Source organism: Tsukamurella sp. M9C (assembly GCF_020169415.1).
Taxonomy (GTDB): Bacteria; Actinomycetota; Actinomycetes; order Mycobacteriales; family Mycobacteriaceae; genus Tsukamurella.
Window position 1 is genome coordinate 166,107 of the sequence record NZ_JAIULG010000001.1, and the last position, 15,593, is coordinate 181,699.

A 15,593-nucleotide genomic window follows, 5' to 3' on the forward strand; every position below is an offset into this window, starting at 1 on the left:
CGTTCGCGCAGTACAGTGCGGACGATGGGGAGCCGATGACGGCGCTGACGGTGGCCGCGCTGGTGGTCGCCGGGTTCGGGGCCGGGCTCATCGGCTACATCACCGGGCTCGCCTCGATCGTCTCCTACCCCGCGCTGCTCGCGTTCGGCCTCTCCCCGGTCGCGGCCAACGTGACCAACACCGTCGCGATGGTGGCGGTGGGCGGCGGATCGATCGCCTCGTCGGCCTCGGAGCTCGCCAAGGACCGCGCGCAGATGCGCACGCTGGCCGTGCTCGCGATCGCGGGCGGGACCGCCGGATCCGCGCTGCTCCTCCTCGCGCCGGGGAGCACCTTCGAGCGGGTGGTGCCGGCGCTCATCGCGATCGCGGCGATCGCGATCCTGCTGCAGCCGCACCTCCACGAGCGCCCCGCGGTGCAGCGGCTCGCGCGGTTCTACCCGGTCGGCGTCTTCCTGGTCGCCGTGTACGGCGGCTACTTCGGCGCGGGCGCCGGCGTGATGATCCTGGCGCTCACGCTGCTGGCCACGTCCGAACCCCTGTGGCGCGCAGCGATGCTCAAGAGCTACGCCCTCGGCCTCGCGAACCTCGCGGCGGCCCTCGGCTTCGCGGTGTTCGGGCCCGTGCACTGGCCCGCGGCGATCGCGATGGCGATCGGCGGCTTCGCCGGCGGCTGGTGCGGCCCGCCCGTCGTGGCGCGGATCGACGCCGGGAAGCTGCGCGTCGCGGTCGCGATCTGCGGCCTCGGCCTCGCGGCCTGGCTCGCCCGCGTGTGGTTCTAGGTGCGGCCCTCAGCGGGGGCGACGATGCCGAGTCCGCGGCCGAGGGTCCGGGCGGCGAACGCCACGGCCTCGTCCCAGCCCACGTCCAGGAACTCCCGGCGCTCCGTCGTGTAGTGGTTCGCGAGGCCGGTGACCTCCGACCACAGCACGGCCATCGCAGGGCGCAGGTCGCCCTCGTACCCCGCACGGACGAGGGCCTCGCCCAGCGCGCCGATGAGGCCGGCCGTCGCGTCCCGGAGGCCCTGCTCCACGGCGGGCTGCAACGCGTCCGCGGTCTCGACCAGCGCGAGCGCGTCGAACTGCCTGCCGAAGACGGGATAGCCGTCGCGGTACTCGTTCGCCGCCGCCGTGAACACCTCGACGAAGTCGGACGCCTCCTCGAGCCGAGGGCGCAGCCGCTCCGTCATCCGCAGCACGTGCTCGGCGAAGACCCCGATGAAGAGGTTCTCCTTGGTCGCGAAATAGGTGTAGACGGTGCCGAGCGAGATCCCGGCGCCGTCCGCGACGTCCCGCATGCGGAGGGCGGCGTATCCGCCGCTGCGCAGGAGCTCCTCGCCGGCGCGGAGGATGTCGATCCGGCGCTGGTCGCGGTCGCCCCACTGCGTGGCGGGCCTGCTCCTGTTCACCCCTCGATACTGCCTCGCGCCGCCGCGTCGTACATCACCGGATCGTGCGCGCACAGCAGTCGGACGGATCCGGCACCGTCGCCGAAGGTCTCCGCGAGCCGGTCCCGGGTGGCCCGGGCCTCCCGTCGTCGGGTGGCGGAGACGAACTGGCCGGCGCGCAGCGCGGCGGGCACGGGCCCGCCGAGAACGGCTGCGCGGTGGTAGAAGGCGTCGCCGCAGTGCAGGATCCAGCCGTCGCCGGATCGCACCGCGATCCCCGCGTGGCCCGGCGTGTGGCCGGGCAGCGGTACCAGGAGCGCGTCGTCGCCCAACGGCGTCAGCCGCGCCGCCGCGAAACCGAACCAGTCCTCGCGGAAGTCGTCGTACGCCGCCACAGCGGGTTCGGGCGAATGCCGCCAGGGCCGGTACCGCACGGCGGCCGGAAGGCCGCGGGCCCCGCGCGCCGACCGCAGCTCCGTCGCGGTGGCGTGGACGGTCGCGCCGGGGAAGTCGTCGATCCCGCCCGTGTGATCGGAGTCGAGGTGCGTGGCGACGATGTGCGTGACGTCGGCGCGGACGAAACCGAGCGCCTCCACCTGGGCGGCGGCGGTCTCGGCGGCGGCGAAGTCGGGCCTGATCACCCGCGCGAGGCCGCCGCCCAGCCTGGCCGCGGGCGCCGCGATGTCGGCCAGCCCGATTCCGGCGTCGACGAGGACGAGCCCCGCGTCGGTCTCGAGGAGCAGGACGTGGCAGACCATGGGCGGGGCGCCGACGGGCCGGAGCGTGCCGCAGTTGAGGTGGTGCACCCGGTCGATCACGCGGCGCCCCCGTCCGCGAAACGCGCCGCGAAGAACGCGAAGACGCGGGACCAGGCGTCGGCCGAGGCGGCCTCGTCGTACCCGAGGCCCATGACCCGAAGCACCGCGTCGGGCGCCGAGTCGATCCGGTTGGCGAAGCTGTGGCCCACGCCGGGATAGGTCTTGAGGTCGGACGGGACGCCGTGCCGGTCGAGGACGCGCCGCAGGCGCCGCTCGCCGAACGGGAGGAACGGGTCCCGGGCGCCGAAGGATCCGACCACGGGGCAGGTGTCCGCCGTGACGGCCCGAAAGGTGGTCAGACTCCCGTAGAACGGGGCCGCCGCGACGTACCGGTCGTCGCCCTCGAGCAGGGCGAAGCCGCCGCCCATGCAGAAGCCGGTGATCGCGACCTCGCCGGTCGACAGCGGGTAGGCGGCCAGGGCGCCGCGAGCGGTCTCCAGCACCGCGAACGCGGGTCCCTTGCCCGTGCCGAGCGAGCGCATCGTGGAGACGATGCAACCCAGGCGATTCGGCCCCGCGGTGAACAGCAGCGGTGCCATCGCGAGGTAGCCCGCGTCGGCCACGATGCGGAGGTTCCGCTCGATGTCGGGTTCCGCGCCCGTGATGTCGTGCACGAGGAGCACGGAGGGGCGCGGGCCGCCCGGCGCGGACGGTCGCGCGAGGAGCGCCTCGAAGGGTGCGGGTTCGGCGTCGATCGTGACGCGCTCGATGGTGACGGTCATCGGGGACTCCGTTCGGTGGCCTCCGCGACGGCGAGCGGGAGGCGGGGCGGGTATCGGTGCGACGAGACGGTGTGGACGTCGTCGCGGGCGGCGAGGAGCCGCAACGTCTCCCGGGTGGTCGCCTGGAGGTCCGGTGCGGCCATGGAGATCCTCTCGTACTGGGCGAGCGGGAACGCGGCGGGCGCGCCGGTGCGGGGGTCGCCGTAGCCGGCGTCGCCCGTGTGCAGGAGCCAGGCGTCGCCGTGGCGCACCGCCACGCCGCAGTGCCCGACGGTGTGCCCGGGGAGCGGGACGAGGACCACGTCGTCGGTGATCCACGAGCAGCCGCCGACGCCGAGCCACTCGCCCGTCCCTGCGTGCGGGCGCCACCGCGGGCCGTGCGCGAAGAACCGGGAGCGGTACGAGATCCGCGCGCGCAGCGAGCCGGACCGGGAGGTCTCGAGCTCCGTCGCGGCGACGTGCACGGCGGCGTCGGGGAAGTCCACGATCCCGGCGGCGTGCTCGCTGTGCAGGTGCGTGAGCACGATGTCGGTGAGGTCCTCGCGCCGCAGCCCGATCGACTCCAGGCGGTGCAGCAGAGACGCTTCGGGGCGGTGCGGCAGCCGCAGGAAGAAGCGCTCGAAGCCGATCAGCGTCGGATCCTCGAAGACCGAGGCCGGGAAGCCGGCGTCGACGGCGAGCACGCGGTCACCGTCGACCACGACGAGCGCGAGGGTCGGCACCTCCCCGCCGCCCAGGGGGCGCAGCGGCGCCACGTCGAACAGGTGGACCGTCATCGGGCTGCCCCCTCGGATTCCAGGGTCGCGAGCAGGGCCGCGGCCGCGCGCCGGTCGACCTTGCCCGCGGCGTTGCGGGGGACCGCCGCGACGAAGTGGATGTCGCGGGGCTGCTCGAACCGGGACAGGTATCCGCGCAGGTAGTCGCGGAGCGCCTCCCCGGTCGGCCGAGCAGGATCCGCCGCCTCCACGAGCGCGACGAGGCGCTGGCCGTACTGCGCGTCGGCGACGCCCAGGGCGCAGGAGTCCGCGACGCCGGCGTGCGCCGCGAGGGCGTTCTCGACGGCGCGCGGGTAGACGTTCTCGCCGCCGCTGACGATCATGTCGTCGTCGCGGCCCGCCACGTGCAGCAATCCGTGCCGGTCGAGGTGGCCGAGATCGCCGGTCGCGATCAGCGCGCCCACGCGGGCCTTGTCGGGGCCGCCCGTGTACCGGCCGACGGCCGGGCGGCCGCCGACGAAGATCCGGCCCGTGATCCCGGTGGGGACGGGCGCACCGTCGTCGTCGAGGACCCGGACGGTGGCCCCCGCAACCGGCCGGCCGACGGTGCCCGGGGCGCGCAGCAGGTCGTCGGGCGTGGCGAGGGTCGCGAGCGCGACCTCGGAGGAGCCGTAGCCGTTGAACAGGACGTCGCCGAAGCGGGCGGTGAACCGGTCCGCGAGCGCGGGGAGCAGCGCGGAACCGCCGCTCAGCACGACCGGCGGAACGCTCTCGGGCGGTGCGGCTTCGAGGATGCGGGCGAGCATCGCGGGGACCACCATCAGGGCGTCGGCGCGGTGCGTCGCCGCCCGGTCCAGCGCGACCGTTGGATCGAAGCGCGACTGCGTGATGACGGTGCCGCCCAGGCCCAGCGTGAGGGCGAGCGCGGCGAGGCCGAAGGCGTGGAAGAAGGGCACCGCCACCGCGGTCCGGTAGCCGACGTGCGCGCCGGTGCGGGCGATGACGCTCGCGGTCATGCCGAGCAGGGTCGACGGTGCCGGATCGCGCGGCACGCCGCGCGGAGTGCCGGTCGTCCCGGACGTGAGCAGGATGAGTCGCGCCTCGCGCGGGGCGGGGTCGACGGTGCCCCAGCGGTCGCGCAGGGCGGACGAGGCGATCGTGGTCTCGGGGATCTCGCCCAGGGCGGGGACGAACTCCTCGTCGGCGATCACGAGCCGCACGGCGTGGCCCTCGAGCGACGCGGCGAGGGCGCGGCCGCGGAAGTCGGTGTTGAGCAGCAGGACGTCGGCGCCGAGGGACGCCGTCGCGAGGAGGGCGACGACGAAGCGTCGGCCGTTGCGGCACAGGACGCCGACCGTCTCCCCGGGTGCGACGCCGTGGCTCCGGTGCAGAGCGGTCGCCGCGGCCCCGACCTCGGCGAGGAGGTCCCCGTAGGTGAGGGCGCCCTCGTCGACGACGAGCGCGATCCGACCGGGCGCGCGCGCCGCGGCGAAGCGGAGCAGGGTGACGAATCCGGGTGCACCGGAGCCGAGCCCGCGGGCGACGGCGGGCCACCGGTGGGGCGGCGGCGGAACCAGCAGGCCGGAACCCAGCGCCGCGCGGACGATCTCGGGGACGGCGCTCATCGGAGCGCCTCCGCGTTCGCACGGGCCGAGGGCGAGTCCTCGCCGAACCGGAAGGCCAGCGTGTAGGCGGCGGAGAAGGCGCCGCCCGCGACCGTGGAGGCAACATCGAGCGGCCACGACCACCACGGTGCCAGCGAGCGCGGGCCGTCGACCACGGCGGCGGCCACGATCTGCGCGGCGTGCTCCGGGTGGAGGCCGGGGAGCCGGCGCATGCTGGGCGTCGGCGCGCTCATCCGGGTGTGGATCAGCGCCATGTAGATCGACGTCGTGCTGATGTTCCGGGCCCGGAGTTCCGGTGTCACGCTGCGGAACCACGTGTCGAAGGCGCCCTTGGACGCCTGGTACGCGCCCCACCGCGGCCCGGGGTGCATGCGGACGCCGACCGTCGAGATGTTGACGATCCGCCCGCCGCCGGCCTCGGTCATCGCGGGGACGAGGCGCAGCAGGAGCCGGACGGGGCCCAGGTAGTTGATGTCGACGGTCCGCTCGAAGTCCTGCGGTCGGTCGAGCTGCAGGGTGAGCGAGCGGCGGATCGACTTGCCGGCGTTGTTGATCACGATGTCGGGCGCGCCGTGCCGGTCGAGGATCGCAGTGGCGAGGTCCTCGACCGCGCGCTGGTCCGTGAGGTCGGCCGGCAGCACGTGGGCGGTACCGCCGTCGGCCCTTATCCGGGCCGCGACCTCGTCGAGCTTGTCGGCGGTGCGCGCGACGAGCAGGACGGTGGCACCGGCGGCGGCGAACGACTCCGCCGTGGCGGCGCCGAGCCCGAAAGAGGCGCCGGTGACGAGGACGGTGCGGCCGCCGACGGCCTTCGCGAGGCGGTGCGGATCGGTCTCCCGGCGGGGGCTGGACAGGCGCCCGAGGAGTGAGGATGCGGCCATGACGGCCTCCAATCTGAACGAGGTTCAGTATCTGAACTCTGTTCAGAATGGTGGGTCGCCGGCGCGCTGTCAAGAGGCTGCGACACGATCGGGACGGAATCGGGACCGCGCGGAGGAACGTTCGCCGCACGCGGATCGGAGGATCACGACATGATCGACTCCGATGCCGCGCCGTCGCGCGCCCGCGCGTCCCTGGTGGACCGCCTGCCCGACGAGCTGCGGATCGTGCTGCTGCTGCGGATCGTGCAGGGGCGCAGCGTCGCCGAGTGCGCCGAGGTGCTCACAATGACGGAGGGCCAGGTGCTGCTCACGCAGCACCGGGCCCTCTCCGTCCTCCGCGCCCGCCTCGGGACGCCGTGATCGTCAGGTGCGGTCGGCGGACCGTCGGACGTGGAAGTCCGCGTCGTCGGGCGCGGACAGCATGCGCACCATGGTCTTCCGGTCGAAGGGCCACAGGTCGATCGACCCGCCCTCGGTGAAGTACCAGGAGTTGCAGCCGGTGTTCCACACCGTCGGGCCCATGGCCTCCGCCACCTGCCGGTTGAACCCCTCCGTGGCCTCCTCGGTGACCTCCATCGTCCGGACCTCGCCGCGGCGGAACCGATCGAGCCACTGCGCGATGTACCTCGCCGTGAGGTCGGCCGAGAACTGCAGGGAGATCGAGCCCGTCGGCGAGTTGGGGCCGAGGACGGTGAACAGGTTGGGGAAGCCGGGGATCGCCGTCATGCGGTAGGCCCGCGGACCGTCGGCCCAGGCGTCGTCGAGCTTCACGCCGTCGCGGCCCGTCACCCGCATGGGCCGCATGTAGTCGTGTGCGCGGAAGCCGGTGGCGAGCACGAGGAGGTCCGCCTCGTGGAGCTGCCCGTCGACGGTCCGGATGCCGGTCGGCTCGATCCGCTCGATGCCGTCGGTCACCAGGGAGGCGTTGCGGGCCTTGAGCGCCGAGTAGTACGTACCGGAGACGACCTGCCGCTTGCACAGCGGCTCGTCCTCGGGGGTGAGGTCCTTCCGCAGCGCCGGAGGCAGCTGCGCCCGCAGCGAGAGTCGGGCGTACGCCTGCACCGCGCTGCGCCGCCACGACGGCTTCGTCGCGATGTCGGCGAGGATGCCCGAGCCCCAGAGCAGGCCCTGGTGCACCTGGTCGAGGACCTTCGGCGCCCGCTTGAAGAGCTCCGAGACGAGCCCGATCTGGGGCAGCCGCATCGGCGCCCACAGCACCCACTGCGGGGAGCGGACGAAGTGCGTGAGGTGCTTCGCCTTCGGCTGCAGCGCCGAGACCACCTGCACGCCGGTCGATCCCGTGCCGATGACTGCGATCCTGCGGCCCTCGGTGACCAGGGAGTCGTCCCAGCGTGCGGTGTGCACGACGTCGCCCTCGAAGTCGGCGAGGCCCTCGATGTCGGGGATCGCGGGATTGTGCAGAACGCCGGTGGCGCAGACGACGAAGTCGGCCGTCATCGTCTCGCCGGTGTTCAGGGTGAGCGACCAGGTGGCGGAGGCGTCGTCGAACTCGGCGGCGAGGACCTCGGTGTTGCAGCGGATCCGGTCCTGCAGGCCCAGCTGCTCGACCACGTCGCGGTGGTACTGCTGGATCTGCGGGCCGGTGGCCCAGATCTTCTCCCAGTCGGGCTTCGGGGCGAAGGCGAACTGGTAGATCTGCGAGGGCACGTCGCAGGTGAGGCCGGGGTAGTGGTTCCAGAACCAGACGCCGCCCACGTCGGCGCCCTTCTCCAGGACGACCCAGTCGGTGAATCCCTGCTCCTGCAGGACGTGCGCGGTCGAGATGCCGGCGACGCCGGCGCCGATGACCACGATGCGGGGCTCGGTCATCGTGCCTCCTCCAGTCCGCGACGGACGGCGAGCGGAGCGGTGCGCTGTGCGGCCGCGAACGCCTCGGCGCGCTTGCTCCGGGCCATGAAGTTCGGGCCGAGGCCGGCGAGATCGGCACCGTCGGGCGAGATCACGGTGACCTTCTGCCCCCGGGCCCGCGCCAGTTCGACCTCGCCCCAGAAGACGGCCGACATGGGGCGGCGCAGCGCCGCGTACTCGACGAGGCCGCCGAGGCCGGGGCCGCGGACGCCGGGCGCCGAGGCCATGGAGACCACGGCGACGATCTCGTCCGCGTCCTGCGGGGTGATGAGGTCGACTGAGGCGGTCGAGGCGGCGCCGCCGTCGACGTAGGTGCGGCCCTCGATCTCGACGGGCGGCATCCACGCGGGGATCGCCCACGACGCGCGGAGGGCCTCGCCGGCAGTGGCTTTCGGGGCTCCGGGCGCGCCGAAGGCGACGCGTTCGCCGGTGGCGGGTTCGTAGGCCACGAGGCGGGCCTTCGGCGGCACGAGCGCACCCGGCCCGACGGTGGCGTCGGCGAGCTCCTGCAGCCACGTCGCATCACCGCGCCCGCGCGGGGCGACGCCGGTCAGCGGCGCGTGCCCGCCGCGCCGGGTCCACAGGGTCGACGGGTCGGCGGGCAGCGAGAACGGGATCCGCGGCAGCGGCGCCGGCGTGGCGGCGAGGTGGTGTTGCAGCACGGGCGATTCCGCGCGCCCCTCCTGCATGGCGACGAGGTCCTGGACCGAGAAGGCCTGCAGGGCGGTGATGATCTCCGAGCCGGCGGAGGTGCCCTGGAGCACGTCCGCCTCGCGCACGTCCCAGCCCAGCTGCTCCTCGAGCGCGGCCAGCGCGGCGATGGTCCACGCCCCGCCGATGGTGCCGCCGCAGCCGATCACGAGCGCGCGGGTCACCGGGCGGCCTCCCCGTCGGTCAGGGCGGCGTGGTCCGCGTGGTCGGTGGCCTGCCGGGCGATGCGGTCGGTGTAGGCCTTGCGGGCGGCCGCGTCGAGATCGAGAGTGCGCCGGTCGTCGAGGAGCTTGCGCGCGAGGCGTTCGATCGGCTCGGGAACGAAGGCCTCGACGAGGCTCCAGCCCGGGGCGACCCACTTCGGGACGGAGGTGCGCGCCGCGCGGGTGCGCAGGGTGTCGAGGATCGCGGCGGCCACGTCCTCGGGGTCGACGGTGGGCAGGGCGCCGCCGAGCTGCGCCCCGGAGGAGAGTTCGGTGCGGACCGCCGACGGGAGGATCGCGCAGACCGCGACGCCCGCGACGTCGTACTCCCGGCGCGCGGCGAGCGACGCCCCGAGCGCGGCGAACTTGCTGGCGTTGTAGGTGACCATGCCGGGGATCGGGATCATCCCGGCCATCGACGCGACGTTGACGACGTGGCCGCCGCCGGCCTCGGCCATCCCGGGGATCACGGCGCGCATGCCGTTGAGCATGCCGCGCACGTTGACGTCGAGGATGAGTTCGGTGGTGGTCTCCGACTCCTCTTCGAAGTGCCCGAGCGGCATGACGCCGGCGTTGTTGATCAGGACGTCGACCGGGGCGTCGAGGTCGGCGACGAGCGCCGCCCAGGACGCGCGGTCGGTGACGTCGAGGCGGGCGGCGCGCGCGCCGGGGATCGTCGCCGCGGTGGTCTCCGCGACGTCGAGGTCGACGTCGGCCAGCACGACGCGGGCGCCGTGCTGCGCGAAGAGGCGGGCGGTGGCAGCACCGATGCCGCGGGCGCCGCCGGTGATGACGACGAGCGCACCGTCGAGCCGGGCGAGGTGGTCGCGAGAAGAGAACAGGTTCATGTGACTGACAGTATCCGAATACTGCGAGTTTTTGAATACCCTGTCGCGTATTCTTCTCCCGTGGCCAGGCTGACCAGGGTGGAACAACGCGCGCAAACCCGCGCCGACCTGCTGATCGCCGCGCGCGATCGCTTCCTGGAGGTCGGGTACGCCGCCGCGAGCCTGGAGGACATCGCCGACCGGGCCGGGTACTCCAAGGGTGCCGTCTACTCCAACTTCGTCGACAAGCCGAACCTGTGCCGCGAGGTGCTGCAGGCCATCCATGACGAGAAGATCGGCGAGCTCGCCGGCGTGGTCACGGGTGAGGGGCAGTTGCAGGACCGCATCGATCTGCTCGCCGACTGGGTGCAGCGGACCGCCGGCGACGTGGGCTGGACGATGCTCGAACTCGAGTTCATCACCGTCGCCCGCAACGATCCGGACCTGCTCGCCATGATCGTGGAGCTCCGCGCCGCGGCGCGCAGCACCGTCGTCGAGATGCTCGTCGACCTGGTGCGGGGCGAGTCCGGCGCCGAGGAGATCGAACCGCACCTGCGGAGCACGCTCGAATCCGCCGCGGAACTGCTGCTCTCGGCCGGGATCGGGCTGGGTATTCAGCGCGCGATCGATCCGACCATCGCCACCGAGCCCGTCATCGAGTCCATGCGGGCCACGCTGATGATGCTGGCGGCGGCCGGTTCTTAGCGGCGGAACCACCCGCGTCCGGGGCCGCGATCGGGCTCACAGGAGGACGAGGGCCTCGCGGTGCACTGCCACGGCGCGGCCGTCGTCGAGCTTGACGGACACCGCCTCGTCGTCGGCGCTGAGCACCGTTCCGAATCCGAGCACCTCGTCGCGCAACTGCACGCGGTCACCAGGGGTCATGTCATTCACCTCAATCCGCCATTAAGCGAACTGAAGATTAGCCGTCGCGGGGCCGGTCGCGGACGGATTCACCGGATGTTCACACAGCGCCGGCCCGAGCGGCCCGAGCAGCGTGGGGTCTCGGCCGCGGGGTCTCCGCAACCGAACCGCAATGGGACAGATTATTCAGATCTGTCCCAAATGTGTGTACAGTCGCTCCGAACGCCCGATCAGGAGGACGCGACATGACGGCTGTGCAGAACCGCACGGAGCTCGCCGAGCTGTGGCCCGCACCCGCGGAGCCGCAGATGGTGGGCATCGACCCGTTCTTCGACGCCCCGTCGGGCTTCGAGGACGCACCCGAGGGCACCGTGCTGCGGTACCGCGACGTGAGCATCGGCTTCCTCGGCCGGATCAAGCAGAAGGTGCGCGCCACCCAGCTGCTGTACCGCACCGTGAACATGCACGGCGTCCCCGAGGTCACCGTCACCACCGTGATCAGCCCGCTTCGCGGAGCGAAGCCGGGCGCGCCGCTGGTCTCGTACCAGTGCGCGATCGACTCGCTGCACCCCAAGACCTTCCCCTCGTACGTGCTGCAGCACGGCGTCCGCTGCGACGACGCCTCGTTCCCGCAGATCGAGTACCTCTTCATCGCGGCTGCCGTCGCCAAGGGCTGGACCGTCTCCGTGCCCGACCACGGCGGCCAGACCGGCCGCTGGGGCATCCCCCGCGAGCCCGGCTACATGGTGCTCGACGGTCTGCGCGCCGCGCTCTCGCACGAGCCGCTCGGCCTCGCCGCGGACACGCGCCTCGGCGTCTGGGGTTACTCGGGTGGCGGCCTCGCCACGTCCTGGGCGGCGGAGATCGCACCGTCGTACGCCCCCGAGCTGAACCTGATCGCCGGGGCCGTGGGCGCGCCCGTCTCCGATCCGGGCAATGTCTTCGTCTACCTCAACAACACCCTGTTCACCGGCCTGCCGACGCTGGTGATCGCGGCGCTGGCCCGCGAGTACCCGACGCTGCGTGAGGTGCTCGCCGAGCACGTCGACGACAAGGGGCGCAAGGTCTTCTACGAGGACGCGCTCGAGTGGTCGCCCGAGCGGGCCATCCGCAAGATGGCGCACAAGGACTTCGGCTACTACTGCGACCTCCCGTTCGAGGACATCGCCCGGCTGCCGAAGCTGCTGGAGATCTTCGACGACATCCGGCCCGGCCAGTCCGCGCCCTCCGTGCCGATGCTCGTGGTGCAGTCCACCAAGGACCAGATCTCGCCGGCCTCCGACGCCGAGGCCCACGTGGACCGGTACACGTCCGGCGGCACGCACGTCGAGTACCGCACCGACCAGTGGAGCGACCACTTCTCCATGCACTTCCTGTCGGCACCGATGCTGCTCGGCTGGCTGGCCGACCGGCTCGACGGCAAGCCCGCCACCGACGCCGGGCATCGGCACAAGCGCACCATCATGGCCTCGCCGCGGCAGCTCGGCCGCACCCTGCGCCTCGTCGGCACGCTGACCCGGGTGGGCCTGGCCCGCCGGATCTAGCTAGGCCGCCTGGTCCGGGGCGGTGGACCGGTGGTGGTGTCCGCTCGGTGTTCGGGTGTCGACGGTGTGCCGCCCGCTCGGATCCTCAACGACGACGCTGGTCCAGCCGGTGGCTTCCTTGGCGTAGTTGCAGGCCGCGCACAGCCCCTGCCCGTTCTCGAAGCTGGTGGGGCCACCCGCTGCGTGCGGAACCACGTGGTCGGTGTGCGCGATCGGAGCGTCGCAGTACGGGGTCCGGCAGTACCGATCCCGTGCCCGGATCATCTCCGCCAACCCATCAGGGAAGCACCGCTGCCGTGAGTCCATGCCCACGACCGCGCCCGACTCGGGTGCGATGTACAGCCGCTTCACCCAGGCGACCCCGGCGACGGTGGCCCGGCCGATGAGGTTGCGGGCGATCTCCGCCGGCACCGTCCCGCCGCCGTCGAGGTGCGCGGTGCCCGGCCGGTCGCCCCAGCAGCACCGTGGCGGGCATCGTCAGGTTCACCGTGACCGGTTGACCTGCGGCGGCCTCGCGGCCGGTGATCCGCGCGAACGCGGTGTCGGCCATGATCTGACCGCGCGTGCGCAGGTCCGCGCCGATCCCGATCAACGTGGCGGCGTGCTTGCGCAACGCCGCGTACACCCCGACGCCCTGCGCCACCGGCAACAGCAGTGACACCCTGGCCATCCCCTCGGGCAGCGGCCGGATCGTCACCGTCCGGTCCTTCTCCGCGGACGCATTCCGATCCACCGTCGCCTGCGCGTCCAGCCGATACGCGACCTGCTCGACCCTCGCGGCGAGTTGCTTGAGCCCCATCCCCGCGAGCGTCGCCGGATCGGCACACAACTGCGCATCCGCCGTATGCCGATCGGAGGCGTCCAGGTGCGCGAGGCCGCCGACGATCACCGGGATCGCCTCCGGCGTGAGGTCACCCTCGCGCAACCGGGCGCGAGTGCACGGCATCGTCTTCTCCAGCTCGACCGCCCGGTTCACGAACTTCGCGGCCGTGTTGGGCGACATGTGCAGCGCCAGCCCGACCTCCGCCGCCACGCCCTGCTGCCACCGGTCCTGCGGCAACCCCGCCGCGACCCGCTCCCACACCCGCTCCCGCAGCAACTCCGCCGCCAACCGGTACTGCTCGAACACCGTCCGACAGCGCTGCTGCTCCATCGAACGCAACCGCTCCGCCACGCCACCATCAGGCGGCCGATCCTCGTCTACACCAACGTCTTCGTCCATGAACTCACGCTACGCGGACCCACCGACAAGTTTTCGAGACTGCAACACCGTCTCGAAAAGACACCGGGTGCGGTCAGCGCGCGGGCGTGGTGGTGGTCGTCGTGGCCGGCTTCGTCGTGGTCCGCGTCGCGGGCGCGGTCGTGGTGGTCGCCGGCTTCTCCGCCTGCGTGGTGGTGACGGGCACCTCGGTCGTGGTCGTCTTCGGCGCGGTCGTCGTGGTCCTCGTCGCCGACGGTGCCGTGGTCGTCGTGGTGGTCGCAGGCTTCGTGGTGGTCGGCTCCGCTGACGAGGTGGTCGTGCGACTCGTGGCCGTGGACGACTTCTCGGTGGTCGTCGTGGTGGTCGTGCGGTCGGTGGTCCGCGTCGTCGTCGCGGCCCCGGTCTCCTCGGGATCCGTCGTCCGGGCGGTCGAGGTGGCGTCCGCGCTCTTCTCGCTCGAGGTCCGGGTGGTGGTCGTGGTGGTGGTCGTCGACGGCCGGGTGCGGCTCGTCGCGACCGTCACGTCGACGTCCTCGCCCAGCGCGCGCACCACGTCGGCCCGCGTGCCGTTGTAGACGCTCGCGCCCGCGATGGCCCGGGCGGAGGGGGCGAGCACCGTCTTATCGCGGTTCGGGTTCCACTCGCCGTCCGCGCCCGGGAGCGCGGTGATCACCTCGGCGCGGCCCGACGTGGGCAGCGCTGCGAGGACCGTGCCCGGGTAGACGGGCGGCGACGTGTAGCGGACCGTCGGCGTGACGTCGTAGGCCAACCACGGCGCGACGACCCGCGCCTGATCCCGGGCGGCGACGGGCCGGCCGGGCGTGACCGCCCACACCGGGAGGTAGGGGTCGTCGCGGAAGCGCGGGTTGGGGCGGGCGTGCGGATTCTGCGGCACGTTGAGCCCGATCGAGACGGAGACGATCGGCTGCGGGCGCGGGCGGGTCCAGTCGCGCGGGTACACCCACATCACGGGGACGTCGGCGCGGAAGGTCGGCTCGTACCAGGGCTTGGGCCACGACGGGCGCTCCCAGGGCTTCGGCTGGCCGGGGTACCACGGACGCACGCCGAGCTGGCGGCCGTACACGGTCCAACAGGTCTGCGACTGCACCTCGGCGCCCGCGACCCAGCCGTTCCACCGGCCGGTCTCGCAGATCTGCCGGTACACGGTGACCTGGTGCGGCGTGTAGTTCCACGGGCGGGTGTTCACGGGCCGGGTGAGCTGCGGCGGTGGCGGCGCGACGTCCTGCTCCGCGACGGGCAGCCCCGGAACCGGCGGCGCCTTCGGATAGAAGACGGTGGCACCGTCGTCGGAGCTCGCGGTGACGGTGCCCTGCTCGAGCCCCGCGTTCGCCACGGCCTGCGAGGCGATGGGATCGCCGACCATCGTGACGCCCTTCTCGGGGACGGGCACGCCGTCGGTCTGGAAGGCGCCCGGATTCGACGTGAAGTCCTCGCCGGTGATCTGGGAGAAGGCGACGGAGCTGTCCTGCTGGTCGTCGCTCGACCCGCACGCCGTGAGGGTGGCTGCGGTGAGGAGGGCGGCGGCCATCGCGCCCAGGTGCTTCGCGTTCATGACGGACCCGTTCCGATCGGTCGGTTCTGCTGAAGCGCTGGTTTCGTAACGCCGATTACCTGGGCCCAGTCGACCACGAGGTGTGGAGCCGGTCAAGCGACGGGGGTTGCCCGAGGCGGCCGCACGCACAGGCCGATCGGGGATTCTGCTCACCGCGAAATGCCAGGTAGGATGGCCCGCGTGATGCACAAGCACGCGGAGACCACGGACACGTCGCGCACCATCCGGATCTGGGGGTGGGTCGGCGCGGCCGTCGCCCTCGCGACGTCGCTGGTGCACCTGCCGATGCTCGGCGACAACAGCTGGGTGGTCTCGCTCATCGTCGCCGCGATGCTGATCGGCTGCGCGCACTGCTCCGTCTGCCTGTTCCGCAACCCGACGGTGAGCGCCTGGCTCCGGACCGCGGCGATGGGCGCCATCATGATCGCGCTGCACCCGGTGCTCATGTCGGCGATGGACTCCGGCATGGCCGGCATGGACCACTCGATGCCCGGCATGGACATGGGCTCGATGGGCCACTCGATGAGCGCGATGCAGCCCTGGATGACCCTGATGATCGTCTTCGCCGCGGCGGAGATCGTGGTGGCTGCGGCCGCCCTCGGCTGGATGGCGCTGCGCGGCCGCGCCGCGCGGTAACGCCGGGCCGACGAGAACG

At 72.7% G+C, this 15,593-nt stretch carries 18 protein-coding genes; 5 read left to right on the forward strand and 13 right to left on the reverse strand.

Annotation, left to right across the window (positions count from 1 at the left end; genetic code table 11):
* Positions 1–35 precede the first annotated feature (35 nt).
* Positions 36–779 carry a sulfite exporter TauE/SafE family protein gene (locus LB823_RS00805; RefSeq protein WP_224644859.1) on the forward strand — a complete coding sequence of 248 codons (744 nt, stop codon included), beginning with the start codon at positions 36–38 and terminating at the stop codon, positions 777–779.
* Here the strand turns inward: LB823_RS00805 and LB823_RS00810 are convergent.
* Genes LB823_RS00810 through LB823_RS00835 form a run of 6 tightly spaced genes read right to left on the reverse strand, consistent with a single transcriptional unit; the run spans position 776 to position 6,146 of the window.
* Positions 776–1,405, reverse strand: coding sequence for a TetR/AcrR family transcriptional regulator (locus LB823_RS00810; RefSeq protein WP_224644860.1), 630 nt, complete (start codon positions 1,403–1,405; stop codon positions 776–778). The genes LB823_RS00805 and LB823_RS00810 overlap by 4 nt on opposite strands.
* Positions 1,402–2,202 (reverse strand): MBL fold metallo-hydrolase, encoded by an 801-nt coding sequence (locus LB823_RS00815; protein WP_224644861.1) that lies wholly within the window; start codon positions 2,200–2,202, stop codon positions 1,402–1,404. The genes LB823_RS00810 and LB823_RS00815 overlap by 4 nt, the downstream gene beginning before the upstream one ends.
* Positions 2,199–2,924, reverse strand: coding sequence for a dienelactone hydrolase family protein (locus LB823_RS00820; protein WP_224644862.1), 726 nt, complete (start codon positions 2,922–2,924; stop codon positions 2,199–2,201). The genes LB823_RS00815 and LB823_RS00820 overlap by 4 nt, the downstream gene beginning before the upstream one ends.
* Positions 2,921–3,700 carry an MBL fold metallo-hydrolase gene (locus LB823_RS00825; protein ID WP_224644863.1) on the reverse strand — a complete coding sequence of 260 codons (780 nt, stop codon included), beginning with the start codon at positions 3,698–3,700 and terminating at the stop codon, positions 2,921–2,923. The genes LB823_RS00820 and LB823_RS00825 overlap by 4 nt, the downstream gene beginning before the upstream one ends.
* A complete protein-coding gene (locus tag LB823_RS00830) occupies positions 3,697–5,265 on the reverse strand; it encodes an AMP-binding protein (protein ID WP_224644864.1) in 1,569 nt (522 codons plus the stop codon). The genes LB823_RS00825 and LB823_RS00830 overlap by 4 nt, the downstream gene beginning before the upstream one ends.
* Complete coding sequence (locus LB823_RS00835; RefSeq protein ID WP_224644865.1) at positions 5,262–6,146, reverse strand: SDR family NAD(P)-dependent oxidoreductase; 885 nt, start codon at positions 6,144–6,146, stop codon at positions 5,262–5,264. The genes LB823_RS00830 and LB823_RS00835 overlap by 4 nt, the downstream gene beginning before the upstream one ends.
* A gap of 150 nt (positions 6,147–6,296) precedes the next feature.
* On the opposite strand from LB823_RS00835, the gene LB823_RS00840 reads away from it, so the two are divergent.
* Positions 6,297–6,506, forward strand: a complete 210-nt coding sequence (locus LB823_RS00840) for a sigma factor-like helix-turn-helix DNA-binding protein (protein WP_224644866.1) — start codon at positions 6,297–6,299, stop codon at positions 6,504–6,506.
* Positions 6,507–6,509: 3 nt separating this feature from the next.
* Here LB823_RS00840 and LB823_RS00845 read toward each other — a convergent pair whose 3' ends face one another.
* From LB823_RS00845 to LB823_RS00855, 3 genes are read right to left on the reverse strand one after another with little or no spacing between them, the layout of a single operon-like run.
* The gene (locus LB823_RS00845; RefSeq protein WP_224644867.1) at positions 6,510–7,976 is read right to left on the reverse strand and encodes an NAD(P)/FAD-dependent oxidoreductase; all 1,467 of its coding nucleotides are present in this window, start codon (positions 7,974–7,976) and stop codon (positions 6,510–6,512) included.
* Positions 7,973–8,890 carry a patatin-like phospholipase family protein gene (locus LB823_RS00850; protein WP_224644868.1) on the reverse strand — a complete coding sequence of 306 codons (918 nt, stop codon included), beginning with the start codon at positions 8,888–8,890 and terminating at the stop codon, positions 7,973–7,975. The genes LB823_RS00845 and LB823_RS00850 overlap by 4 nt, the downstream gene beginning before the upstream one ends.
* Positions 8,887–9,777, reverse strand: a complete 891-nt coding sequence (locus LB823_RS00855) for an SDR family oxidoreductase (RefSeq protein ID WP_224644869.1) — start codon at positions 9,775–9,777, stop codon at positions 8,887–8,889. Before LB823_RS00855 ends, LB823_RS00850 begins: the two co-directional genes overlap by 4 nt.
* A 60-nt stretch (positions 9,778–9,837) precedes the next feature.
* Here LB823_RS00855 and LB823_RS00860 point away from each other — a divergent pair, with 60 nt between their 5' ends.
* Positions 9,838–10,461: a TetR/AcrR family transcriptional regulator gene (locus tag LB823_RS00860; protein ID WP_224644870.1), complete on the forward strand. Its 624-nt coding sequence runs from the start codon at positions 9,838–9,840 to the stop codon at positions 10,459–10,461.
* A gap of 36 nt (positions 10,462–10,497) precedes the next feature.
* On the opposite strand, the gene LB823_RS00865 is transcribed toward LB823_RS00860, so the two are convergent.
* Positions 10,498–10,641, reverse strand: coding sequence for a hypothetical protein (locus LB823_RS00865; protein WP_224644871.1), 144 nt, complete (start codon positions 10,639–10,641; stop codon positions 10,498–10,500).
* 224 nt (positions 10,642–10,865) lie between these two features.
* Here LB823_RS00865 and LB823_RS00870 point away from each other — a divergent pair, with 224 nt between their 5' ends.
* Positions 10,866–12,164, forward strand: a complete 1,299-nt coding sequence (locus LB823_RS00870; RefSeq protein WP_224644872.1) for a lipase family protein — start codon at positions 10,866–10,868, stop codon at positions 12,162–12,164.
* Here LB823_RS00870 and LB823_RS23940 read toward each other — a convergent pair whose 3' ends face one another.
* The 3 genes from LB823_RS23940 to LB823_RS00880 all read right to left on the reverse strand — a co-directional run bounded on the left by LB823_RS23940 (position 12,165) and on the right by LB823_RS00880 (position 14,938).
* Entirely contained in the window at positions 12,165–12,428 is a 264-nt protein-coding gene (locus LB823_RS23940; protein WP_308011403.1) for an HNH endonuclease signature motif containing protein, read from the reverse strand. It abuts the gene before it with no gap.
* A 13-nt stretch (positions 12,429–12,441) separates the two neighbouring features.
* Entirely contained in the window at positions 12,442–13,386 is a 945-nt protein-coding gene (locus tag LB823_RS00875) for a DUF222 domain-containing protein (RefSeq protein WP_308011404.1), read from the reverse strand.
* 73 nt (positions 13,387–13,459) lie between these two features.
* The gene (locus LB823_RS00880; RefSeq protein WP_224644873.1) at positions 13,460–14,938 is read right to left on the reverse strand and encodes a hypothetical protein; all 1,479 of its coding nucleotides are present in this window, start codon (positions 14,936–14,938) and stop codon (positions 13,460–13,462) included.
* Between the two features lie 180 nt (positions 14,939–15,118).
* Between LB823_RS00880 and LB823_RS00885 the strand changes: the two genes are divergently transcribed.
* Positions 15,119–15,574 (forward strand): hypothetical protein, encoded by a 456-nt coding sequence (locus LB823_RS00885; RefSeq protein ID WP_224644874.1) that lies wholly within the window; start codon positions 15,119–15,121, stop codon positions 15,572–15,574.
* The last annotated feature ends 19 nt before the right edge of the window (positions 15,575–15,593 follow it).

Coding starts and splice junctions, on each gene's coding strand:
- LB823_RS00805 (WP_224644859.1), top strand. CDS start 36: ATGACGGCGCTGACGGTGGCCGCGCTGGTGGTCGCCGGGTTCGGGGCC.
- LB823_RS00820 (WP_224644862.1), bottom strand. CDS start 2,924: ATGACCGTCACCATCGAGCGCGTCACGATCGACGCCGAACCCGCACCC.
- LB823_RS00825 (WP_224644863.1), bottom strand. CDS start 3,700: ATGACGGTCCACCTGTTCGACGTGGCGCCGCTGCGCCCCCTGGGCGGC.
- LB823_RS00830 (WP_224644864.1), bottom strand. CDS start 5,265: ATGAGCGCCGTCCCCGAGATCGTCCGCGCGGCGCTGGGTTCCGGCCTG.
- LB823_RS00835 (WP_224644865.1), bottom strand. CDS start 6,146: ATGGCCGCATCCTCACTCCTCGGGCGCCTGTCCAGCCCCCGCCGGGAG.
- LB823_RS00840 (WP_224644866.1), top strand. CDS start 6,297: ATGATCGACTCCGATGCCGCGCCGTCGCGCGCCCGCGCGTCCCTGGTG.
- LB823_RS00845 (WP_224644867.1), bottom strand. CDS start 7,976: ATGACCGAGCCCCGCATCGTGGTCATCGGCGCCGGCGTCGCCGGCATC.
- LB823_RS00855 (WP_224644869.1), bottom strand. CDS start 9,777: ATGAACCTGTTCTCTTCTCGCGACCACCTCGCCCGGCTCGACGGTGCG.
- LB823_RS00865 (WP_224644871.1), bottom strand. CDS start 10,641: ATGACCCCTGGTGACCGCGTGCAGTTGCGCGACGAGGTGCTCGGATTC.
- LB823_RS00870 (WP_224644872.1), top strand. CDS start 10,866: ATGACGGCTGTGCAGAACCGCACGGAGCTCGCCGAGCTGTGGCCCGCA.
- LB823_RS23940 (WP_308011403.1), bottom strand. CDS start 12,428: ATGATCCGGGCACGGGATCGGTACTGCCGGACCCCGTACTGCGACGCT.
- LB823_RS00875 (WP_308011404.1), bottom strand. CDS start 13,386: ATGGACGAAGACGTTGGTGTAGACGAGGATCGGCCGCCTGATGGTGGC.
- LB823_RS00880 (WP_224644873.1), bottom strand. CDS start 14,938: ATGAACGCGAAGCACCTGGGCGCGATGGCCGCCGCCCTCCTCACCGCA.